Genomic DNA, 23,454 nt, shown 5'->3' with positions numbered 1-23,454 from the left:
CAAAAAAAGTCGGTGTTTACCCCATGGTCCGAAGGGACCAACCATTCCATAATTTACTGTTCAAAACGAACGGTCGTTCTATTTTATGGAGAGCACAATGAAACAATGGAAATGGGCAGCAGTCGCAGCAAGCTGCGCGGTAGTTTTGGCGGGTTGCGGCGGGGCGAGCGATGGCTCCAACACTACACCCAAGACGGTCGTTACCTCGGCCAAGGTTTTTGGTGACAGCATCATGGACAGTGGCACGTTTGGCTACAAGTTCACGATCCAGAGTGCCGACGCGGCCAACCCGTTTCTGATATTTCCTGAAGTGGTCGCCGCCAATTTTGGCGCGCCCAAGCTCTGCCCCTTCTTCAATTTCAACGGTACGACCTTTGTTCCCAAGACCACCTGCACCAGCTATGCGGTCGGTGGTGGGCGCATCAACAACCTTACCAATGCCTCCGCTCCCGGCAACAATAACCCGTTCTCCATCACCTACCAATTGAGCGTGGGTTCTGCCTCTCTGTCGCCATCAGACCTGGTCATCATTGACGGTGGCGGTAACGACCTTGCCGATCTCACCGGTGCCTACCTGGGCGCCACCACACCAGCAGGCATCGCAACCTACATGGGCCTGCTGGGCACCCTGCTGCCACCGGCGACTGTGTCCGCCATCATCGGCACCCCCACGCCTACCAGCCTGGGCAACGCAGCGGGCGCATACGCTCAGGCCCTGGGCACCACTCTGGCCGCTTCGGTCAAGGCCAATGTCGTGGCAAAGGGTGTGACCAAGGTTGTAGTCGTCAATTCGCCAGATATCACGGTCACGCCACGCTTCTTGGCGGTGCTGTCTGCGGTTGCGGCTGCGGGCGGTACTGCCCAGCGCGATGCCGTCCAAGCCGCTGCGCGGGCATGGACTGCCGCATTCAACAGCAGCCTGGCTGCTGGCCTGGCCGGCACCGGCGTGCAAGTCTATGACTTGAACACCGAAGGCGCAAAGATTTCGGCAACGCCATCACAGTTTGCACTGACCAATGTCACCACACCGGCTTGCCCGAAAGTGGCTGGTGGCCTGGACAGCGTCACGGGCCAGGCCAGCTTGAGCGCACCCGCCACTGTCGCAGCGTGCAACTCCGCGAGCATGTCAGCCAACATCCCGGTCGGCGAGACCTCGGCGAACTGGTGGAAGTCATATGCCTACTCGGACAACTTCCACCCCACACCAGCACTGCACCAGTTGATCGGCCAATCCATCAACCTGCAATTGGCCAAAGCGGGCTGGCTGTAATTTACGACGGAGCAAAACACCATGAAAAATTCTGTGAAATTCCTGCTGATCCCCGTCGCTTTCGCATGTGCGGCGGCCGCCCAGGCGCAAACTGCCGGTACCTGGATGGTGCGCGGCGGTGCCACCACCATCACGCCCAATGTCAACAGCGGCGACCTGAGCGCTCCCAGCCTGGCTGGCACCAAGGCCAGCATCAACAGTTCGACCAAGGTCTCGGGCGGCATCACCTACATGCTGGACAACAACATCTCCATCGACGTGCCGATTTCTGTGCCCTTCCAGCACGACATCTCGGGCGATGGTGCGGTAGCCGGCGCAGGCAAGATTGCCGACGTGAAGGCTTTGCCAGCGACTGTGTTGGTCCAGTGGCGCTTCATGGAGCCTACCTCGGCGTTCCGCCCCTACATCGGCGCGGGCATCACCTATGCTGCCTTCTACGGTGCGCGTTCAACGTCCACGCTGACCGCCATCTCGGGTGGCACACCGTCTAACCCAACCACCTTGTCCATTGACTCCAAGTGGGCGGCAACGGTACAGCTGGGCGCCAGTTTCGCGCTCAACAGCAAGTGGTTTCTGGATGCCAACTACACCTACACCCCGCTGAGCACGCGCACCACGCTGTCTACCGGGCAGACCCAGGACATCAAGCTGGACCCCAGCTCGGTCAGCTTGACGGTTGGGTATAAGTTTTAGAGTGGGGTTGCCCCCACGGTTGCCCACTGCGTGTGGCGCCCTGCCCCCCGAGGGGGCCGCGTTTGGCAAAACCCCAAGTCCACACCTTGGGGCGGCCCGGCGGTGAAACATCCGCTCAATCGGTACAAAAGCAGCCTTCGGGCTGCTTTTTTTTGTGGGATGCTTGGGGCCTATGTATTCGCAACACTTCGGACTGACACAGGATCCGTTTTCCATCGCCCCGGACCCGCGCTACCTCTTCATGAGCGAGCGCCACCGCGAGGCCTTGGCGCATCTGCTGTTTGGCGTGTCGGGCCCGCACAGCACGGCTGGCGGATCGGGCGGCGGCTTTGTGCTGCTGACCGGCGACATTGGCACCGGCAAGACGACCATCTGCCGCTGCTTTTTGGAGCAGATCCCAGCCGGCTGCCATGTGGCCTACATCTTCAACCCCAAGCTCACGGTCGTGGAGCTGCTGCAGTCCATCTGCGAAGAATTCCACATCACGCTGGGAGCCACAGCATCGACGCCGGCCACGCTGAAGGACTACATCGACGCACTGAACGGCTTCCTGCTGCAGAGCCACGCAGCCGGCCAGAGCAGTGTGCTGATCATCGACGAAGCCCAAAACCTGCAGGCCGATGTGCTGGAGCAATTGCGCCTGTTGACCAATCTTGAGACCAACGCGCGCAAACTGCTGCAGATCGTGTTGATAGGCCAACCCGAGCTGCGCACCATGCTGGCGCGGCCCGAGCTGGAGCAACTGGCACAACGCGTCATCGCGCGCTTCCACCTGGACGCGCTGACCGAAGCCGAGAGCACGCAGTACATCCAGCACCGGCTGGCCGTGGCCGGGCACACCGCCCCGTTGCCGTTTGACCGCAAGGCCTTGCAGACCATCCACCGGCTGGCGCGTGGGGTTCCGCGGCGCATCAACCTATTGTGCGGGCGCGCGTTGCTGGGGGCGTGGGCGACGGGTCTGCACAGCGTCAACCGCGGCGTTGTAACCAAAGCTGCGGGCGAGGTATTTGGTGCCGAACAGGATGCGCCGCGAGCCCCGGGTGGGCCAAATAAAGCCTGGCTGCTAGCGGGCTTGGGTGTGTTGCTGGGCGCGGCCGCCACGGCGGCACTCACGCTGTCCAAAGGGCAGGTACCCGCTCAGCCAGCTGTGAAGGCACCCGTGGCCGCTGCCAGCGCACCCTCGGCTGCTGCCAGCGCCGTGCCACCGGTGGCGATGGCGGTGGCTGCGTCCGCCAGCGCCAGTGCTGCTGCAACACCGGTGCCGCCCAGCATCGCACCGCTGGAGACCGTGCTGGCCCAGCTGCCGGGCGACCTGACTCCCGCCTGGAATACCTTGTCCACCCAGTGGCAGTTGCCAGCCGACAGTGCCGATCCCTGTGCCGCTGCGCTGGCGCAGCAATTGCAGTGCTACCGCACGGCGAAACTGAATCTGCCGCTGTTGCGCCAACTGAGTCGACCCGGCATTCTGACGCTGCAGGCGGACGACAACAGCGTGCGCTATGCGACGCTGGTTGGCATGGCGGACCAGACGGCCACGCTGCTGATCGGTGCGCAGCGCCACACGGTCAGCCTCAGTGCGCTGGCCCACCACTGGAACGGAGATTTTGCAACGCTGTGGCGTGCGCCGGAGGGCTACAACCCCGCGGCCCGAGGCGGAGCCACAGGGCCTGCCATCACACAACTGGCGCGCCAATTGGACCAATTGGATGGCACCACGCCGCCGCCGGTGCCTTCCAGCACGCTGCAGCAACTCGACACCGCGCTGAAAGATCGGGTGCGTGAATTCCAACGCACGCACGGCCTGCAAGCCGACGGCCAACCCGGTCCCATGACCTATATGCAACTGGAAAGCGCATTGGGCGGCAGCAGTACGCCCCGCCTGTCCAGCGTTGCACGGTAAACCCACACAAGCCATGTCTTACATCCTCGACGCACTCCAACGGGCCGATGCCGAACGCGCGCGCGGCGGCGTTCCCACACTGCACGCGAAGCCGGTAGCGACCCCGATTGCCAACAACGGCCTCAGTCCCCGGCAACGTGCCGGTCTGGGCATTGCAGCGACTGCAGTGGTGGTCTCCGCGGCTGTGGCCTGGTGGATGTGGCAACCGGCCCCACCACAGCCCCCAGTGGTCGTCGTGGCAGCGGCGCCGGTCGCACAGCCCGTGCAGACACCGGTTCCCGCGCCGATGCCTTCCGCGCTGCCCCCCGCACAGATGGTTACCCCCAACCCGCCGCCTGCGCCCACACCGCCGGCCGCACTACAAACCGCACCTCCACGCGCCGCCGCACCGGTAGTGCCGACGCCCGCGCCATCGGCCAAGCCGCCGACCCCAGTTGCTGCAGCGGAACCCGCAGCCGCTGCGCCACCCAAGGCAAAGGCAGTTGCGGTTGCCCCAGAACCCGCGGCACCAGCCACCGCACCGGCCCCGCTGCTGACCGACTTGCCCGAAACCACGCGCCGGCAGATTCCGGCGTTGGCGATCAGCGGTGCGGTGTATTCAGAGAACCCGTCGCAGCGGCTGCTGCTGGTCAATGGCCTGGTGTTGAACCAGGGCGGACAGGTCGCGCCGGACCTGACGGTGGTGGAGATACGCTCCAACAACTCGGAATTCAACTTCCGCGGAACGCGCTTCCGATTGATGCATTGAAGTGCTGCCGGGGCAGCGACCCGCAAAGCGGCGGAGCGTGGGGGCTCTGGTTCAGGCGCTAGCCCTCTGCAGCCGGTCCCGCACACCTTCCCACTCCAGCGTGTCTGGCGGTGTTTCAACCCAGATCAGCTTGACGCCGTGGTCGTCAAAGCCACGCAGCGCGGCGAACAACTGGTGGGCCGTGGCGGCGGCATCATCGGGCATGCGGCGCAACAAAATAGCCAGCGGCACCTTCTTCAACGGCGTGCGGGCATAGACGGCAATGGTCGGCTTGGTGTCCGATCCGGCGGCGTACATCACGTCGCCCAGCATGCCCACAGCGGCCTGCAGCGCCTGGGCATCCATCAAGCGCACCGTGGCCGTGGGCGCATAGTGCGACTCCAGCGTTCCGGACGCCCTAGGAGCACTTTCAGCCTCTAGCCCTTGTGCAGCTTGCGTAAGCAGCTCCTCATTTGATAGCACTTTTTGCCCGCACGCCTGTTCGATCTGCAGCCGGCTGATCGAGCCCGGGCGCAGCAGCACTGGCGCGCCGCGCGTGCAGTCAATGATCGTGGACTCAATGCCCAGCTTGCACGCGCCGCCGTCCAGGATCAGCAGATCCGGACCCAGCTCGCTGTCCACATGGGCAGCGGTGGTGGGGCTGACGCGGCCAAAGCGATTGGCGCTAGGGGCCGCAATGCCCCACACCGGCTCCTTCCCCGGTGGCGCCTCATGCAGCGCTCGCAGCACGGCCTGGGCTGCGGGGTGGGCCGGGCAGCGCAAACCGATGGAATCTTGCCCGCCGGCTGCCGCGGTACCGACACCCGGTCGGCGCGGCAGTATCAAGGTGAGCGCGCCGGGCCAGAAGGCCGACATCAACTGCTGCGCAAACGGTGGCACCTGGGCCGCGAAATGCTTCACGGCGGGCATGCCGCCGCCTTGCGCGGACACATGCACGATCAGCGGATGGTCGGCCGGTCGCCCCTTGGCTACAAAGATTTTCGCCACCGCGGCGTCGCTGCTGGCGTCCGCACCCAGGCCATAGACCGTCTCCGTGGGCAGGCCCACCAGCCGGCCAGTGCGGATGGCGTCGGCGCAAGCGGCAATAGACGCCGGGTCGGATGCGGGAAGGATCATGGAAGGATTAGAACGCCGCTATACCCAGGATGGCAGCAGCCTGCAAGGCCGTGGAGCGTACCTGGTCAACACTGGCGCCGGTGAGGGTCAGGTGACCCATCTTGCGGCCCTTTGCGGCGTGGGCCTTGCCGTACAGGTGCAGGTGCGCGCCGGGCAGAGCCAGCACCTGCGCCCAGGGGGGCGTGCCACCACCGTCGGGCCAGATGTCGCCCAGCAGGTTCAGCATGATGGAGGGGCTGTGCTGGCGCGGTTGCGTCAGCGGCAGGCCGGCCAGTGTGCGCACCTGCAGCGCGAACTGCGACACGTCGCAGGCGTCCATGCTGTAGTGCCCACTGTTGTGCGGGCGCGGCGCCATCTCGTTGACGACCAGGCCACCCAGCTGCGCCGCCGCGGGTGAGGACGGATCCAGCACAAAGAACTCGACGCACAGCACGCCCACGTAACCCAAACCGCTTGCTATGGATTTTGCAGCGGCTACCGCACGTTCCACGAGGGCTGGAGGCAGATTTCCTTCATACACCTCGGTCACGGCGAGGATGCCGTCGCGGTGCAGGTTGCGCTGTGCCGGCAGGTTCACGCACGTGCCATCCGCACCGCGCGCGACGATGACCGAGCACTCCAGTTGCAGCGGCAGCATCTTCTCCAGCACGCAGGGCACACCGTTCAAAGCCGCCCAGGCAGCGGCCAGCGCAGCGCGGTCGGCCACGCGGGCCTGGCCTTTGCCGTCGTAGCCCATGCGGGTGGTTTTCAGAATCCCGGGAAAGAGGTCTGCCCCCACGCTCGTCACTGCGTGTACTTCGCTACCCCCCAAGGGGGAGCCCGCTTGCTTGGGGCGGCCCGGCGCGGCGCTCGGATCACCGACCACTGCGGCCAACTGCTCAGCGGTTTCGATGACCGCATAGGGCGCGACCGGCACGCCGCAGTTGGCGAAATACGACTTCTCCCGCGCCCGGTCCTGCGAGATAGCCACGCAGTCTGCAGCGGGTGACACGGTGACGGTCTGTGCCAATGCGGCCAGCGATTGGGCCGGCACGTTTTCAAATTCGGTGGTGACCGCCACACAGCGCTGCGCCAGCTGCTGCAGGCCGTCGGCGTCGGTGTATGCGGTTTGGATGTGGTGGTGGCTGACGCGCCCGGCCGGGCTCAGCGGGTCCGCGTCCAGCACAGCGGTGAAGAAGCCCATTTGCTGTGCGGCCTGCACAAACATGCGCCCCAACTGGCCGCCACCCATGACGCCCAGCGTCGTCTCGGCGCTTGCCCCCAGTTTGATTTCGCTCATAAGACTGGAGGGACTGCCATGCCCCGCGCCACTTCCGTCTGGTGCGCGCGGTAGTCTTCCAACTGCTTGCGCAATGCCGGGTTGTCGGCAGCCAGCACGGCGACGGCAAACAACGCCGCATTGGCCGCACCGGCCGCGCCAATCGCAAACGTGGCCACTGGTATGCCCTTGGGCATTTGCACAATGCTGTGCAGCGAATCCACGCCAGACAGGTGTTTGCTAGCCACCGGCACGCCCAGAATGGGCACCGTCGTCTTGGCCGCCAGCATGCCCGGCAGGTGGGCCGCGCCCCCAGCACCGGCGATGATGGCGCGCATGCCGCGGCCGGCGGCGGCCTCGGCGTAGGCAAACATGTCGTCCGGCATGCGGTGGGCCGATACCACCCTCGCCTCATGCGAAATGCCAAACTGCTGGAGAATGTGCACTGCATGTTGCATGGTGTCCCAGTCGGAGCTGGAACCCATGACGACGCCGATTTGAATAGTCATAAATCTTTAAAATGCGAAGGGAAGAGTCCGAAAGAGCGCTCTGCCCTTTGATTACTCCCCCTGATTTTACTTTTTCGCCCTGGAGCGAGCCTACATGATCAACGTCACCATCGAAAACTTCGAAACCGAAGTGGTAGCCACCTCGGCGCAAGTCCCCGTCCTCGTCGACTTCTGGGCGCCCTGGTGCGGCCCCTGCAAGGTCATCGGGCCCATACTGGAAAAGATCGAACTGGCGTACGACGGCCGCTTCAAGTTGGTCAAAATCGACTCCGATGAACAACAGGAACTGGCCCAGGCCTTTGGTATTCGGTCCATACCGACCTGCGTGCTGATGGTCAATGGCAAGCCGGTGGACGGATTCATGGGTGCCAAGCCCGAGAGCGAGATCAAAGCCTTTCTGGACAAGCATGTACCCTCAGCCGAGGCGCTGGAAGCCGAGTCCGATGCCGAAGACGCGCAAGCCCTCATCGACGCTGGCGACCCCCAGGCCGCGCTGCACAAGCTGCATTCGGCGCTCACCGTCAACCCCGGCAACGATGACGCCCGCTACGACTATGTGAAGCTGCTGATCGAGAACGACATGCTGGAAGACGCCGAGGCCGCGCTGGCCCCGACGCTGACCGAGATCCCGCGCCAGCTGCGCTTTGAAGCGCTGCACCAGTTCCTCAGCTCCATCCAGTTCGCCATGAAAGACGACCGTGGCACCTGGACCATGGAGCAATTCGACACGCTGATCGCCGCCAACAAACGCGACTTCGACACCCGCCTGGCCAAGGCCCGCGTGCTGATGGTGGGCGGGAACTGGACTGCGTCCATGGACGAGCTGCTGGAAATCATCATGCGCGACAAAGCCTGGAGCGACGCGTTGCCCCGCAAGATTTTTGTCGCAATTCTGGAGTTGCTGACACCGCCCAAACCTAAGGTGGATCCGCTGGCGACGGGAAAGACGGCTGGGGGAATCGAGATTGCGGGCAAGGCCGTTGCGGCGCTGGACCCGCAAGCACAGTTGGTGGCGACTTACCGGCGCAAGTTGAGCATGGCGTTGAACTAGGCGCAGAATTTCCCGCGCAATCGGACCGTTATGGGAAGTACTCCAGCCGCACCACCTCATTCGACGGCGTCACAACATTGAACGGCGGGTCACGCAATGACAGCCGCTTGCCGAGCGCCTTCACCTGCTCAGGTTTGAAATCGATAAATTGGAAGGGCGACGCCAACGCCCGCTGCAGCGGCGCGAACTCATCGATCATTGCGTTAGTCAAGGCGGCAGGGTTATTGGACCGCAAGTAGGTTTGTGTCGCCGCATCGTACAAACGCACCTGGATAAACGTGCCTGTGCGTCCCATGTCTTTTTTGGGTGGCATCTGCGCAAGCAGTTTTTGCAGATCGGGGGGCAGCAGTTCGTTTTCGGCATAAATGAACTTGTCGCGGCCCATGGACCGAAAATAGAAGGTGGTTTTGTTGCCCCGGCCTTCCGTCAGCAGACCGCGCGGTGCAGGCTTCTCGTACTTGTCTTGGAGTGAAAAATAAGGCTCCACGGGGAAGACGCCTGACGAGCTGCGATGCTGCGTGTACTCCACCAAGCTCTCGACCGTTTGGTCGCGAACACTCGCGTCCTGCACCGTCCCTTCGGAACCGAAGACCACCTGCCGATAAGTCTGCGGCCGGCCGGGCGACCATTGCGGCATGTCCGAAATGACGGCCCAACTCTGCGCTACGGGTTGCTGCGCGCAACCTAGTACGGCAACCACCGCCACGGCACTACAAATCAAACGGAGGGTTTTACCAACGGTGTGTAGTTTCGTCATGCGATCGATTATGCGCATCTTTACGGTCTTGCATTCTTGTATTGAAAATGCATATTTACGCTATCATCTTTTTGCCTGGTGTTCGACTGCAAGCACCGCAAACTGAAGTCCTATAGATGCCATTTGACCCGGTTAACGACCAGCCCAATGCGGCTCCTGCAGAACGCAACACAGCGCCTCCCAACCGGTTCAATCAGTGGATGAAGTATTACTTTCATTTGCTCGGCCTTGGCGGCAAGGGCGCGGGGCTTCTGTTTGGGGTACTGTTTATTGCTTGGTTAAGCGCTGGCATTTACAAAGTGCAACCCGATGAGCAAGGCGTCATTTTGCGGTTCGGTCGCTGGGTGGAAACGACTGGTTCAGGGTTGCACTACCACCTGCCCTATCCAATTGAAACCGTTCTGCTTCCCAAAGTGACGCAGGTCAACCAACTAAAACTTGGCAAGCCGCGTACCGTAGACGTCAATGGAAATGAAGATCCGCGCGAACGCCAAATCCTGACTGGCGATGAAAACATTCTGGAAGCCGAATGCGCTGTCTTCTGGACGATCAAGGATGCAGGCCAGTTTCTTTTCAAGATCAACAATCCGCAGGCCGCCATCAAGATCGCCGCGGAGAGCGCTCTGCGTGAAGTTGTAAGCCGCACGCCGATTCAGGCTGCAATGTCCGACAAGCGCCAGCAGATTGCTGATCAGACGCGTACCCTCATGCAAACGCTACTGGACCGTTCGAACTCCGGTGTGTTGATCACGCAAGTGCAGTTGCAGCGCGTAGACCCCCCTGGCCTCGTGATCGATGCGTTCAACGACGTTCAGCGTGCCAAAGCAGACCAGGAAAGGGCGCGTAACGAAGCCGAGTCTTATGCCAACGACATCCTTCCCCGAGCGCGCGGTGAAGCCTCGCGCATTACGCAGGAAGCCGAGGCCTACAAGGCGCAGGCGGTCAACCTGGCGCAAGGAGATGCCCAGGGCTTCCTGTCGGTCTACAACAGCTACACCAAGGCTAAGGACGTTACAGCTTGGCGCCTGTATCTGGAGAGCGTCGACGAAGTCTTGAAGAAGGCAACAAGAGTGGTCATCGACACCTCAGGCAAGAGCGTCGGTGGCGTAGTGCCCTACATGCAGCTCGACGACAAAAATAAAGCAGCATCCAAAGGTGCGGCGAAATGAGCGGCCGTTTGGTGGGTTGGCTTTGTCTGGGAACATTTGCTGTGCTGTGGCTCTTGAGCGGCTCACTGTTCTCAGTCAGTGAAATCGAGCAGGCGTTGGTGATCCGGCTGGGCGCGCCTATCGGTTCCGTGACCAAGCCGGGTCTGCAGTTCAAGCTGCCAATACTGGACTCCGTGGTGTACTACGACTCCCGCTTGTTGACCCTGGAGCCCCCATTGGAGCAGGTCATTTTGGGCGACCAAAAGCGGGTGGAGGTAAAGACCTATGCCCGCTATCGATTGGCAGATCCCTTGAAGTTCTACCAGGCGGTGCGGACTATTCCCCAAGCGGAATTGCATCTTGCCCAGCTTCTCAGTTCGTCATTGCGGCGAGAGCTGGGGCAGGCTCCGCTTGCTGTTTTGCTGTCGGACAAACGGCAGCAGGTTGTGCAGCGTATTCAGAATGACGTTGCGGGAAAGGCCCAGGAAATTGGCGTCGAAGTGTCCGAAGTGCGCTTCCACCGGGTCGACCTGCCGCTTGAAACCAGCCAGGCTATTTACGAACGCATGAAGTCCGAACGCCAGCGCGAAGCCAAGGAACTGCGTGCACAAGGGTTCGAATGGGCACAACAAATACAGGCCAAGGCTGACCGAGAACGCACCGTAATCCTGTCAGAAGCCCAACGCCAAGCCAAGATCACCCATGGAGAGGGAGAGGCAAGTGCGAACCAGATTTTGGCCAACGCCTTTGACAAAGATCCCAAGTTTTACCACCTGTACCGCTCCTTGCAGACGTATCGCCAGGCATTGGCCGAGTCGGCGCCAACCATCGTGTTGTCACCCGACGCAGAAGTCCTGCGCTATTTCAAGAACGGCCCGGGTTCGCCGGTGCGCCCGTGATCTGCAGCGCGCCGGACAAGCTCTTGGCCAAACGGTCGGCTGTTGGAATGGGCACCCATGGAACTTGAAGTCGGGGTCCACTACCTGAGCATGACCTTGGAGGTTTTGCTGCTCGATTTGCTGCTGAGCAGTGACAACATCGTCCTGATCGCATTGGCCTGCCGGTCGCTACCGGAGTCCAAGCGCAGGCTTGGCTTGATGCTCGGTACCGGCGCCGCCATCCTTCTACGGGTATTGCTGACAACGGTCGCCCGCTTCGTGCTGGAGATACCCATTCTCAAACTTGTCGGCGGCTTGGCGCTGGTGGTCATAGCCATCAAGCTGATACGGGCGGGTGAGGCACCAGTAGCTACACACGAGGGGCCTGACGAAGTGGGCACCAGTCTCTGGTCCGCAGTCGTTACGATCGTCATAGCCGACTTGGTCATGAGTGTGGACAATGTGCTTGGCCTGGCTGCCATCGCGCGGGGAAGCGTTGTGGTGCTGATCATCGGTGTTGTCATCAGCGTGCCGCTGCTGATGTTTGGCAGTGCATTTGTCGGTGGGCTGCTGCAAAAATACCCTCTGCTCATTCGCGGCGGGGGTGCAATGCTCGGATGGTTTGCCGGAGACATTGCCGTTTCGGACCCGATTTTGGCAAGCTGGATAGCACAACAGGCACCAGCGCTATCCTTTGTTGTGCCGATACTCGGGGCCCTATATGTACTGGCCCAGGTGGCCGTGATGCGGCGAGCCCAAGTCGGCGCGGCGCTTTTACGGCCCGCACCGCGCGCCAAGGCAACTCTGCCCCCAACTGTGCCAACAATAGAAGAGACAGCACCGAACAACGATGGCGTTGAGGCACCAACTTCAGCAGCCATAGCCTCCCAAAACGGGTTTGACCGGACAACTAGCTTCTCGGCGGCCAACGAGCCAACCACGTCGGTGCTGCCCTCAGGCTTCGCTCGCGTGCTACGGCATCCCTGGTGGCCAGACCGCGCCGATTGGCCGATCTACGAGCATTGGTGCATCGGCAGCTTGGGTGCCTCCGGTTTTTTGCTCTTCGCACTGCGGCCGCTTCCCGCAATCACGACCATACTGGTCGCGGTCTCGGTATTGGGTATGACACTGGCACCCAAGATTCACACGACGATGCTGCGAAGGGGTTCGCGCAATGCAGTAGCCATCGCGGCGGGCTTGGCTGGGCTGGTGGTGATGTCGGCTCTTCTGCTGATGGTGTTGGTAGTGACCGGGTGGCAGCGACCTATTTTTTAGGTAGTGCGGCGAAAAGAATACAACCGCTCTCGGAATAATAGAGCTACTATTTCATTCGTATGCTGCGGCTGCTCACTGCCCATTGCGGTGGTCCTACAGACTTTTCACTCAACTCCATAGGGAAGAAACCGATATGCGAAGCAAACCTGGGTCGAAGTTGGGTCGTAGCGTATTGCACCGCTTGGGTGTCGGTGTTTTGATCGCCTCTCTGTCGTTACAGACCGCTGTGCCCGCGTTTGCCGCGAACCACGCGCTTTCCGCCGTTGCTGATGTGAATACGCTCGATTACGTAGTCAGCGTAGATTGGGATTTTGATAGCCCGCCAACGCAAGTCGCCAACGGAAGCGTGACGCTTGACCGCGCCTACATTACCAGCCTGTTGAGGGTATTCGCCCAGAGCAACTTCACGATGACGGAGGGGCTGCACAAGATCGGCAACATCTACGTTTACAAAAATGCGATGTTCGGCACCAATGTCGATATTCAGATCATCAACAAGGATGGCCGATCCAACGCAAACGTTGCGGGGTGGCAAAAGCCTGGTGGGATGACGTCCCACAACTACCTCACGATGAGTAGTACCCCAGAAACCCTTGACCAGGTAGGCAAGGTCATCGCCCACGAAATGGGGCACTACACCTACACCGTATTTGACGAGTATCAAGAGGCGGGCAAAGCCTTGGACCCGGCCAATCTCAGTGGCCCGGCCGGAATCGACACACCGCGCAACACGATCATGAACGACCACACGAAGTTCCTGTCGCTGTCTACCCCAACGGACTATGCGGATCCTGCAGGCAGGGCCACAGGTCAGGCGCGCGTTGCGGCAACTGGCGCAAATGCTGCAGGTGCCAGTGCTTGGGAAGTTTTGACAAGAACGCCCGACAAGGATCCCGATGCCCTGAAGAGCTATGAACGTACGTTTTTTGATGCATTCAAAGGCATAGACGCAAGCAAATTGCAGCTCAAGCAGCCCGTCGCCGGCTTTGACTCCAAGCTGAATATTGTGTTCGTGTCAAATCCGGTATTCCGCGACATCATTCTGATTGACCGTACGTTGTCCGCTGAAAGACTGGCCATAGCCATACAGGGAGCAAAAGCGGTTGTGTCGCAGGCCAAAGCCGACACGCAGTTCATGGTTTTGGCATCGCCAGCCGTTGGCGCAGGGCCCCTTCTGCCGTACACCGTAGCAGACGCGGCCGGCAAGACAACATTGGCGACTACGCTTGACGCCGTGGTGCCTGCGGGTAGCGGAAGCTTTGACTCCATGGCTGCGTTTACGCAAGGCTTGCAAGCGTTGGCCGCGGCGCGCAAGCCGGGTGACCTATCCACCATTCACCTGCTGACTGGCCAAGAGACAAGCCTTCCGGCCGATGCGGCAAGCATGGTCAGAGCCGCACGGGTATCTGTAAACCCCCTCGCCGTGGGGGGGAACACCAAGGTCCAACAGGCTGCCGTGCGTGAAAAGGCCCAAGCGCAATCGTCTACCGGAGCGGTGGTCAATTTGGCCGACCTTGCCGGCTCCACTGGCGGCGCGTTTAGAACGGCGAAGGACGGCACGGATGCGGCAAAGGCCGGTATGCGCTCGATGAGCGAAGTGCACGGGCAGGGCGGCGCCACCATCGCTCTCAATGAATCCGGGGCTCTGGCCGCATCGGCCGTATTCAGCACAAAATTCAACATGGCTGCCGGCGATGTTGATGGGAATGTAACCGTTGAGTTTCTATTCGACCCTGTCGACGCCAGCAAGTTAAAAGTCAGCCTGACATCACCCAGCGGCACGGTTTACGGGACGGGCAACTTGCCCAACGGCATCAGCCTTAACGATGACAGTGCCGATGGAGTCATGCAATTCATTGTCAGCAAAGGCTTTTCGAGCCGGGTTGGCAATTGGACTCTCAACGCCACCGCAGTAGCGGCTACGCAAGACGGCGTTGGCGTCGAAATTACTACTGACAACACCTTGCGACTGGTTGCCCATATCGACGGGGGACGAACAGGCTCTGGCAAGGGGCCGACCATCAAGGCAATTCTCTCCAACGACAAGGCAGTGCGTGGAGCCGTGGTCACCGCCGACATTTATAACCCTGACGAAACGCTGGCTCTGGGTGGCGTGTCACTCATTGACGACGGCATTGGCCAGTACCTGGCAAACCTTTCCGGCAAGCTGGCTGCTGGTGAATACACCGTCAAGGTGTACGCGCAAACTGTTCCCGGCTCGCGTGTTGCGGCCATTGGTGCCCCCATCAAAGGGCCTTTCAACGCCGAGACCCCCATTGATCCGCTAACCCGTGTCGCAGAATCCAGCTTCACGCTCGACGCAGGCGCCACAGGCGTAGGAGTGGCCCCGGTTGTTGCGCTTGCGCCTGTAACAGTCAGCACAGGCGGCGGTTGCACGGTCAGTGCCGATGGGCGCGATGCAGGTTTGCTGTTGATGCTGCTGTCGGCTGCCGCAGGCATGGGGCTGCGTCGCCGCCGCAAGGCTATTCGCTCTGACAAGACCTGATCCGGCCTGATCCGTTCTGATGGAAGTCGTGCCACAAGAGCGTGGCGACCGTTTGACGTGGATCATCGCGGCTGGTGCACCCACCGTCGCGTGGGTAGCGCACTCCCTGCTTGGCTTGTCCCTGGTACCCAAAGATATCCCCGGCTGGATTTGGATGTTTGGCGCCGGTCCCTTGTTGGAGGAGCTGGCGTTTAGACCTCTTTTGCAACGCGGCATTCAAGATCGGATTCCGGCGTGGCTTCAATGGGCAGGCGCCATGAAGCCGCTGGCGGGCTCAGCCGGTCACCTAGCCAATTTCGTAGTCGGGTTTGCCTTCGCTGCTGCGCACTTTCCGCAACAAGGCTGGAGCGCCGTGTGGTGGATCGTGCCTTCAGTGGCCATTGGCGAAATATGGCGGCGCCGCCAAAAGCTCTGGCCTTGTGTCTTAATGCACGCCTGGTTCAATGCCAGCCTCACCGCAGCAACTCTCGCTGCGGTACGGTGATAGGTTTACAAAGTGAACGTGAAGTTGTCGATCAGTGCACCCGGCGTGCGTGAGCCGCCGAGGGCGCGGTGGAAATAGGTGTCCACCGCTGGATCAATGGCGGTATGCGTGGTCAAGGCGATCAACTTGGTGCCCAGCGCATCGTAAAGGCTCTCGTCCCACCGCATGTCTTTGATGGGGCCGACGATCTCGCCGTTCTCCACCCAAAAACAGGCGTAGCGGGTCATACCGGTCACACGGGCCGATACAGGGTCGCTCCAGTTCAGGTAATGCAGATTGGACAAGTACAGTCCCGTTCCCAATTGCTGCAAGACGTCTTTCTCTTCCAGCGAGCCCGGCGCGACGTCCATCGCACGCGGTGCCTCAGATTCATTGGCACCATTGGCGACGAGACCAAATTCTTTGCTCGTGCGTGAACTGATCAGCAGCGTGGACAGTTCACCCGCAGCAATGAGCGGCACCGCTTGCTCCGACACCTCTCCGAGCGCATTGAAGCGCGGCGTCAGCCCCAAGCCAAAGTTTTCGGTGACATGCAATTGCGTGGACAGACGGCACTCTTTGTCGGCCAGTTTCTTGAACGGACTGCGTCCCTGTTTCCAGGCCGAAGCCGATAAAGCGTTCCAGCCCATCATGCCGACCAGATCGGCCACTGCGCGCGGAGCCAGGTAGGTGCGGTACTGGCCGGGCTGCACGGTTTGCAAGGGCTTGTCCATCAATGCCAAAAGGTGTTTGCTGTGCGCCAAGTTGGCCCCCCACTGTGCGGGGTCCCAAGCGCTGCCGGCATAGCTGCCCTTGACGGCACGCGAGCCGTTGTACAGCGAATAATCCATGAAAAAGGTTTGCGTGGCAAACCAATGGCGCTGGCCTTTGGAATTGCGGTTGGCGCGGATGATGGAGCCTGCGGCATACAGGCCCGCCATGTCGCAGCCTTGGGCCGGGCCGACGACGGCCTGCACCACCGCATGCGGGGGCAACAGTTGGCCGCGGAAAGTCTCGTCGCTGCTGCCATGCTTGTCGACGGGCACCTGGTGCGGGTCCGTGGGCAGCACCGCCAGTTCGGCACGGCACTGGGCCAGCATCTGCAACATGGCATCGCGATCGGTTTGCATGTTGCCCGACAGGGTTCGCGACATACCGGCGGTACGGCCCGCGCCCTGCAACTGCAATGCCATGGAGATCTGTTCCACATTGGTGTTTTGGCGCACCTTGTTGCTGTTGAAGCGCACGAACAAAGTCTCTTCAGCACTCAGATTCAGCGTGGCCGCCTCACCACCCTGCAAGCTGCCAAGCACGCTGTCTGCCACTGCATCAAAATGCAGGCGCACGGCATCTACAAAATCACGCTGGCTCATGACTGGCCCCCAAACACTTCCACACCGCGGAACAGGCACGGCGGCGACGAGTGCCCCACCCGGATGACCTGGCTGGGTTCTCCTTTGCCGCAGTAGGGCGTGCCGTAGGTGATCTGGTCTTGGCCGACCGCGCTCAGGCGGTTCCAGAAATCAACCGTCACGCCCCGGTAGTTGGGGTTGCGCACCACGCCGGCCAGCTTGCCGTTTTTGATCAAGCGACCATGTTCACAGCCGAATTGGAATTTGTTGCGGTAGTCGTCAATCGACCACGAGCGGTTGGTGGACATCAGGATGCCGTCTTCTACTGATGCAATCATGTCTTCCAACCTGGATGTGCCGGGCTCCAGGTTCACATTGGCCATGCGGTCAATGGGAGCACGGTTCCACGATGACGACCGGAAATTGGCCACACCCGGCAAGCCGGAGCGCTCTTGCGACTCCACCGAACCCAGGCCACGTTTCAAGACCCCGCCTTCGATCAAAAACTCGCGGCGTGCAGGGTTGCCACCGTCATCAAAAGCGTAGCTGGCGAAAGCGTTTTCTTTGGTCGGGTCAAAGGTCACGTTCATCAGCGGCGAGCCATACCGCAGGCTGTCAAAGTCGCTGGGTTGCACAAAACTCCAGCCCGCGTAGTTGCGTTCGTCGCCCAGAATTCGATCCAGCTCCAGCGGGTGGCCGATGGACTCGTGTATCTGCAGCATCATCTGGTCGGGCATCAGGATCAGGTCCATAGCGCCGGATGGGCAATTGGGCGCCGCCAGCAACTCCAAAGCCTCGGTCGCCACGCGCAACCCTTGCTCTGCAAATACGGCCACATCAAAAACCTCGCCACCGAACTGGCCTGTGTGGGCCCAGGTGCGGGTTTGGGACTGCATGCCTTCTGCAGCCGTCGCGGCCACCGCAATGTCCACCATGTCAAAACGCTGCGTGGTGTGGGTTCCGTTCGTCGAGTAGTAGTCAATCTGCGTCTGAACCACCATGGCCTGCGCACTGCGGTTCACGAGTTTTGCGTCGATCGCCATGGCTTTCGAGGCGGCCAACAGGCATTCGGTAATCAATGCCAGTGGCGTGGTCGCCAACGGAGTCTGCTTTGGGCTCTCGTAGGCACCTTGCACCGCCGCCCGTTGCGCTTCACTGAAAGCATGGACCTTGTGGCTGCCGGTTGCGCGGGTGGTGGCAATCGCCTGGTCAAACGCCCGTTGCAGGCCAACGTCGCTGAGGTCAGCGGTAGCCGCATAACCAAAGTGCCCGTCGATCAATACCTCACACATAACGCCTTCTTCCAGCGTCGTTTCGTTTTTGTCTGGTGCGTCGTTGCGTATGGCACGCGCCTGGGTGCTTTCGCGCGAGTAGCGCAGGCCCGCCCACTCTGCAGCCTGGCGGGCATGGCGTAGAGCCGATTGGGGATCAAAATTTGGCATGTGGGGACTGCTCGCGGGTAAAGCCGTAAAGTCTACCGCGTCGTCGAGAATCACCGCGTTGGTCGACAAATGCCACAGTCTCCACCGCTACACGCACTTTGGGAATGCGTCTTTCTGGGCCATACTTCAACGTTTTTCAGGAGTGCTCTGATGGCTGCCGTAACCTCTCATCTTCCCTCGATATGGATGGCTGATTTCTCGAGCAAGGCGGAATTTGACGCCAAGGCTCAGGCGTTGAGCACCCAGCTGGAGGTAATGGCTGCGATGGACGACCGCATGCTGCAATCCCGGCATGCCTTTGACTTCAAAGCATGGTGTTCGGCCTGCCGCGCAGTCACGGCAATGCGCATCACTTGGCACTATTGCGGGACCAACGCGCAGGGTTCAGTTCATCCCGCGTGGACAGAAACGTGCGCCTGCAACCAATGCGGGCTCAACAGCCGCATGCGGGCCTTGGTCGACTTTGTTGGCACGAAGCTGAACGCCAAACCAACATCCCGTATTTACATCGCCGAGCAGACCACTGTTTCATTCAAAGTTTTTACGCAGTTGTTCGATAACGTGACCGGTAGCGAGTATCTGGGACCTGACTACCAACCGGGTAACATCGCCAACGAATCCAGTCCCCACGCCGGCGTCCGGCACGAAGACCTCAGCCGGCTGTCATTCCCTGATGGAGCTTTTGATCTGGTGATGACGCAGGACGTCTTCGAACATGTTCCGGACTACCCCAAAACGTTTTCTGAATCCGCACGTGTGTTGAAACCAGGAGGATCGCTGGTTTTCACGGTTCCCTTCTTTTACGACCAAGCAAAGACCACCATCCGCGCAACGATGGATGCACAAGGCAATGTGCAGCACATCCTGCCGCCCGAGTTCCACGGCAACCCGGTCTCCAATGAAGGCTCACTGTGTTTTCAAAACTTCGGCTGGGACCTGTTGGAAGCCCTGCGCAATGCGGGCCTGCAGCGCCCCCAAGCGCATATGTACTGGGGGCCATGGGCGGGGCATATCGGCTTTCCGTTTTTTGTATTCAGTGCCCACAAGGCCTCAATCACCTGACGAGGCCGCGACCGCAGTAAAAGTCATCCAGGACCACTTCACGCAGCAAGGCCACTTCACGCTCGGAAGGGTTCTTGACAAATACCTCGTAGAGCTGTCGTCCCAACGATGTCGGCACTACGAAATCCCCGAGAAGCTGTGCACGCGTGGCAATGGCGTCCTCAACAAATTTCAGGGCACCCTGCCGGATTTGCGTTCGGATGGGTTGGCATCGCATTTCATCAGGACTCAGGGCGCGAACTTCGGGGGCTACTGCGCCACCCGGTTCGACGTGGTAGCGGATGATCTGACCCTCATCCGAACTCAATAATTTCTCCAGATCAAAACTTTGTCGCAGCATGGCCGTTGCATCGTTGTTGAAAACAACGTACTGGCCAAAACACCCTTGAACGGTAACGTCAAACCGACTGGCAACGGCTTCTGCACGGCTATCTGTCACCATGTAATAGCCGTGGACCTTGCCCCCCAGAATCTGATTCAACCGGCCTTGTATGGTGGCCGAGTAACCCACGTCCACCAATGCAGACTTTTGTCCGCCATTGAGGCCCATCCCATCCAGATACGCCATGATGCCGGGCAGCTCCGCTTTGGCTTGCGCCAAGATGCGCGGGGTCAATGTCGCAAGCAAGGGCTTCAAGTGGTCGATTTGTCCATCTTCAACCTCTACTTGTCGACCTACAGCCAGCAGCCCCTGGCGTTCGAGAGACGCCCATTCATCCTCCGTCAGCACGATGCCGTAACGCTCCCGAACAAAAGAGGCCGCATCATTTTTAAAAAAGACGGTACGCGCAATAGCCTCAATCTCTTCGGTTCCGCGGATCATGGGCACCGTGACTGCCCTACGGGAGAGCACCAGGTATTCCGACGGCGCAGCCATATCCATCTGTCTAGCCCAGATGTCGTAGACCTTCTTTAGAAACTCGCCTTCGCGGGACAGAAAGTAGAGGCGATCGGTGCCGTCTAGTGCAGCTTGCTGGGCCAACCACTGGACAAACGACAAGACCAAAGGGCCCAGAACCGTGTAGCCCATTGCCAGGTAATTGGGCGGCACCATATCCTGCGAACTGTAATTGTTGTAGAAGACAGGTGCCAAATTGGCACGCACCAAAAGACCGAGTGTCAACTCAGCATCCAGATCGTTTTGGGCCAATGCTTGCTTCGCTAGTGCGCTTAATCGCGTGGCAGCACATGCCATTTCCACCGGGCGCATCACGTGCCAAACTTTCATGCCCATATCACTGGGTATTTGCACGTCAGAGTGTTCGTTGTCACCCACCATCATCATCTGCTGGGGTGTCGCATGTTCTACAGCGAGGATATGGCGGTAGAGCTCCCCGCTATCTTTGCGCAGGCCGATGTCTGATGACAAATACAGCGTGTGCCAACCAACAATCCCGTGCGCGGTCAGCATCGACTCTATGACCGACCGAGGCAAATACATGTCACTGGCCAGCACCACCCGCTTGCCCAGGGACAAAGCGAATTGCAGAATGTCGAACACCTCTGGCCGCGCGACGACTGATGCCTGTTCCACGCTTTCTTCCAGGCTGCGTAAACGGGTCACCTCGTCTTGCGGCAGCCCAGACAAGGTCTCAAAGGCCATGAATATTGCATCCAACCCCACGTCACGCCCAGCCTGTTGGCGGGCCTGGGCTTCTGCCTGCGCCCTGTACCTCATATAGGTTTTGCCAATTTCCTCACCCGCTCTTCGCGCAACAATGGCTTTGGTACTCTCCGGGTTTAACAAAGGGCGCAGCAGCAGGGTGTCAAAGATATCAAAGACCACAACCTTCAGGTAAACCTGTGACACCACCGCCCGCACACTCTCGGGAGTTTGTCCGAAGTATTGCTCGAACCCCCAAGCCGACGAACGCGGCGACGCAACGTCCGGCAAGATCGCTGCGGTACAGCCACTGCGGTAATTGGTCAATGCAAACATGCGCTCCAGCCCATGCGCCAATGTGGCATCCCGTTGACCCGTCTCTGCGGGGAAATCATCCAGGGTCAGCCCTGCGTCAAACAACGGTGCCAACGCTTGTTTTCGCGCCCAGAACATAGACCCCGCCGGGTAGTCAAAGTAGCCATTGGGCATATTCTCGATACCCAGGCGTTGGCACCAGATACGGCCGGTTCCCCGGTTCGATAGCCAGGTGTTGGCCCAGTACGGAAGCTTGGAATAGTTCTGCGCATACACAAGACCAAAGCCCTCGCTCCCGCTCAGCAGCGCAAAAATCTTTTGGATCTGCAGCGGGCTGCCGAACAGTTGCTGCAGCAAATACTCTCTCCAACCGAGGGTTGCTCCATCGTTGTACAGCGACTTTTTGCTGTGGATGTGTGCCAAGTAATCGTAGTGGCGCAGATCCTCGCCAAATGCGCAGAACATGGGGGCCACATCACGCCCCTGGTTGGGAACTACCAGCACCTTCAAGCGCGACAGCGTGGGCAGGCGACCCAGCAATTTTTCGCTGGCTCTGCGGACCTCTTCTGTGGGCACTGACACATACAGGTCGAAAGCAAATGGCATGCGCGACAGAAAATCTGCAAACTCAGGAACCACATCCTCGTAAAAAATATGTGCATGCACCGCAATGCGTCCGCTTGGTGCCTCCTCCAGTGGCACCACCCTGTCCATGTCCACTATGCGTGACTGGGATACATCGGCGGGCGCGAGAAAATGGGGCGGTGCCGGTGCAATTTGCACGCCATCCACCATGGCAATCGCGTCTGGCGCAACATCTCCTTTTGGTGGGGGCAAGTGAAAGCCCAGGCGGGTTGCCACGGCACCGAGCAGGCGGCGCACGCCGTCCATGGCCTGTTCGTGCTCCCCCCGCATGATGCGCGATACAAACCGCAGCAATCGGGTTGCCCGCCAGGAGGTTGACGCAAAAAGCGCGTTGATGGTTTTTTGCAGTGCTTCGGCATGGGCTGCGTGATTGGCCGCCAGCTCTTCCGCTGCACCTTTTTGCCGGTTCAAGCGCTCCAACCCGGCCTGAAGGTCTAGTATGGCCTGCGCCTGGGCGATCCCGCGGGCCTTCGCAGCATCTAGCTGCAGGTGCAGGTCTGCCACTACAGCGTTAGCCTCTGATACCCGTACGCCCAGTTGCTGGTTTTCATGGTAGCGGTCCAACGCCATTTGGTAGAAATGGTTTCTCGCGTTTTCAAACCAGTGGATGGAGCGTACCCATTCGCGCGGTGTAAACCGGGGGAGCCAAGCTTCAAAAATGCGTGCGCGGTTGACGAGGTGCTTTTCAGCGTCGGCTTCTGCCGAGAGGCCAGACGTGCCCAGACCCAGGCGGTATACGGCGCTGACTTCAGGCACATGCTGAAAAGGCGCCTGCGCTGCAAGCTGCAGCCAGAATTCCCAGTCTTCGAGACATTCCAGATCGTCCCGAAAACGGCAACCTTGGTCGAAAAACGAGCGCTCGAAAAGCACCGCATGAATAGGTAGAAAGTTGGCGCCGCGCAGGCGGTCTGCATCCCAGGGCTCATCCAGAACCAGCACGGTTTGGCCCTCGCCGCCCACCAACTGCACGCCTGTGTAACAGGCCCGTGCCGAGCCTTCGGCCAACGTACGGCTGAGTTTTTCCAGGTGGTTGGGCAGGAAGAAATCATCGTCGTCCAAAAAGATGAGGTATTTGCCCTTGGCGCTTTCCATTCCCAGATTGGCAGCGGCAGAGCGAGTCAGCGGGCCTGCACCTTGAACCAGTCGCAGTGCGAAGCGGCCGCAGCTATCGCCCAGGGCGGTGTGTGCGTCCCCCTTTGCACTCACCACGACTACTTCTACGTTGGGATAGGTTTGCTGGGCCACCGAATCCAATGCATCCTTCAGCATGGGCCGATCCATGCTACGGACGATGACACTGACCAGTGGCGCCTCCGGTGCCACCAGAAACAACTTCGTTTGTTGTTGGTGTTGTGATTCCCGTTCACCACGGGCGGAGTTGTCTGATTCGTCCAATTCAAGCATCACCTTAGCTTATCAGGCGCTGCAGGCTCGGTCGGTGTGGCACCCAACTCATCTCTCAA

At 60.3% G+C, this 23,454-nt stretch carries 18 protein-coding genes; 11 read left to right on the top strand and 7 right to left on the bottom strand.

From position 1 onward, the window contains the following. Positions 1–97 precede the first annotated feature (97 nt). The 4 genes from AC097P_RS05185 (at position 98) to AC097P_RS05170 (ending at position 4,611) form a co-directional block, all read left to right on the top strand. Positions 98–1,270: an SGNH/GDSL hydrolase family protein gene (locus tag AC097P_RS05185; protein WP_479609288.1), complete on the top strand. Its 1,173-nt coding sequence runs from the start codon at positions 98–100 to the stop codon at positions 1,268–1,270. A gap of 21 nt (positions 1,271–1,291) precedes the next feature. Beyond that, positions 1,292–1,963 carry an OmpW/AlkL family protein gene (locus AC097P_RS05180; protein ID WP_479609287.1) on the top strand — a complete coding sequence of 224 codons (672 nt, stop codon included), beginning with the start codon at positions 1,292–1,294 and terminating at the stop codon, positions 1,961–1,963. Positions 1,964–2,135: 172 nt separating this feature from the next. Further along, positions 2,136–3,863 (top strand): ExeA family protein, encoded by a 1,728-nt coding sequence (locus AC097P_RS05175; protein WP_479609286.1) that lies wholly within the window; start codon positions 2,136–2,138, stop codon positions 3,861–3,863. Between the two features lie 13 nt (positions 3,864–3,876). Beyond that, complete coding sequence (locus AC097P_RS05170) at positions 3,877–4,611, top strand: general secretion pathway protein GspB (RefSeq protein ID WP_479609285.1); 735 nt, start codon at positions 3,877–3,879, stop codon at positions 4,609–4,611. A 51-nt stretch (positions 4,612–4,662) separates the two neighbouring features. Here the strand turns inward: AC097P_RS05170 and AC097P_RS05165 are convergent, their stop codons facing one another. From AC097P_RS05165 to purE, 3 genes are read right to left on the bottom strand one after another with little or no spacing between them, the layout of a single operon-like run. Then, on the bottom strand, positions 4,663–5,727 hold the full coding sequence (locus AC097P_RS05165) for an L-threonylcarbamoyladenylate synthase (RefSeq protein WP_479609284.1): 1,065 nt from the start codon (positions 5,725–5,727) through the stop codon (positions 4,663–4,665). 7 nt (positions 5,728–5,734) lie between these two features. After that, positions 5,735–7,006: a 5-(carboxyamino)imidazole ribonucleotide synthase gene (locus AC097P_RS05160; RefSeq protein ID WP_479609283.1), complete on the bottom strand. Its 1,272-nt coding sequence runs from the start codon at positions 7,004–7,006 to the stop codon at positions 5,735–5,737. After that, positions 7,003–7,494, bottom strand: a complete 492-nt coding sequence (gene purE, locus AC097P_RS05155) for a 5-(carboxyamino)imidazole ribonucleotide mutase (RefSeq protein ID WP_479609282.1) — start codon at positions 7,492–7,494, stop codon at positions 7,003–7,005. Before purE ends, AC097P_RS05160 begins: the two co-directional genes overlap by 4 nt. Positions 7,495–7,588: 94 nt before the next feature. Here purE and trxA point away from each other — a divergent pair, with 94 nt between their 5' ends. Then, positions 7,589–8,545, top strand: coding sequence for a thioredoxin (trxA, locus tag AC097P_RS05150; protein WP_479609281.1), 957 nt, complete (start codon positions 7,589–7,591; stop codon positions 8,543–8,545). A 28-nt stretch (positions 8,546–8,573) separates the two neighbouring features. Here trxA and AC097P_RS05145 read toward each other — a convergent pair whose 3' ends face one another. Next, positions 8,574–9,251 carry a hypothetical protein gene (locus tag AC097P_RS05145; protein WP_479609280.1) on the bottom strand — a complete coding sequence of 226 codons (678 nt, stop codon included), beginning with the start codon at positions 9,249–9,251 and terminating at the stop codon, positions 8,574–8,576. 167 nt (positions 9,252–9,418) lie between these two features. Between AC097P_RS05145 and hflK the strand changes: the two genes are divergently transcribed. The 5 genes from hflK to AC097P_RS05120 all read left to right on the top strand — a co-directional run bounded on the left by hflK (position 9,419) and on the right by AC097P_RS05120 (position 15,593). Then, positions 9,419–10,471, top strand: a complete 1,053-nt coding sequence (gene hflK / locus AC097P_RS05140; protein WP_479609279.1) for an FtsH protease activity modulator HflK — start codon at positions 9,419–9,421, stop codon at positions 10,469–10,471. A gap of 41 nt (positions 10,472–10,512) precedes the next feature. After that, positions 10,513–11,349, top strand: a complete 837-nt coding sequence (hflC, locus tag AC097P_RS05135) for a protease modulator HflC (protein WP_479609278.1) — start codon at positions 10,513–10,515, stop codon at positions 11,347–11,349. Positions 11,350–11,406: 57 nt separating this feature from the next. Beyond that, the gene (locus tag AC097P_RS05130; RefSeq protein WP_479609277.1) at positions 11,407–12,603 is read left to right on the top strand and encodes a YjbE family putative metal transport protein; all 1,197 of its coding nucleotides are present in this window, start codon (positions 11,407–11,409) and stop codon (positions 12,601–12,603) included. 133 nt (positions 12,604–12,736) lie between these two features. Beyond that, positions 12,737–15,109, top strand: coding sequence for a JDVT-CTERM domain-containing protein (locus tag AC097P_RS05125; RefSeq protein ID WP_479609276.1), 2,373 nt, complete (start codon positions 12,737–12,739; stop codon positions 15,107–15,109). Between the two features lie 19 nt (positions 15,110–15,128). Continuing rightward, complete coding sequence (locus tag AC097P_RS05120) at positions 15,129–15,593, top strand: lysostaphin resistance A-like protein (RefSeq protein ID WP_479609275.1); 465 nt, start codon at positions 15,129–15,131, stop codon at positions 15,591–15,593. 5 nt (positions 15,594–15,598) lie between these two features. Here AC097P_RS05120 and AC097P_RS05115 read toward each other — a convergent pair whose 3' ends face one another. Both AC097P_RS05115 and AC097P_RS05110 read right to left on the bottom strand, forming a co-directional pair. Further along, positions 15,599–16,945 carry a TldD/PmbA family protein gene (locus AC097P_RS05115; protein WP_479609274.1) on the bottom strand — a complete coding sequence of 449 codons (1,347 nt, stop codon included), beginning with the start codon at positions 16,943–16,945 and terminating at the stop codon, positions 15,599–15,601. Beyond that, positions 16,942–18,366: a TldD/PmbA family protein gene (locus tag AC097P_RS05110; RefSeq protein ID WP_479609273.1), complete on the bottom strand. Its 1,425-nt coding sequence runs from the start codon at positions 18,364–18,366 to the stop codon at positions 16,942–16,944. The genes AC097P_RS05115 and AC097P_RS05110 overlap by 4 nt, the downstream gene beginning before the upstream one ends. Positions 18,367–18,552: 186 nt before the next feature. Between AC097P_RS05110 and AC097P_RS05105 the strand changes: the two genes are divergently transcribed. Then, entirely contained in the window at positions 18,553–19,428 is an 876-nt protein-coding gene (locus AC097P_RS05105) for a class I SAM-dependent methyltransferase (RefSeq protein WP_479609272.1), read from the top strand. On the opposite strand, the gene AC097P_RS05100 is transcribed toward AC097P_RS05105, so the two are convergent. After that, positions 19,421–23,395: a rhamnan synthesis F family protein gene (locus AC097P_RS05100; protein ID WP_479609271.1), complete on the bottom strand. Its 3,975-nt coding sequence runs from the start codon at positions 23,393–23,395 to the stop codon at positions 19,421–19,423. The two genes, AC097P_RS05105 and AC097P_RS05100, sit on opposite strands and share 8 nt — an antisense overlap. Positions 23,396–23,454 lie beyond the last annotated feature (59 nt).

The organism is Rhodoferax sp. ZS1R8, assembly GCF_056521325.1.
This window is presented reverse-complemented; position numbering and strand designations above follow the sequence as displayed.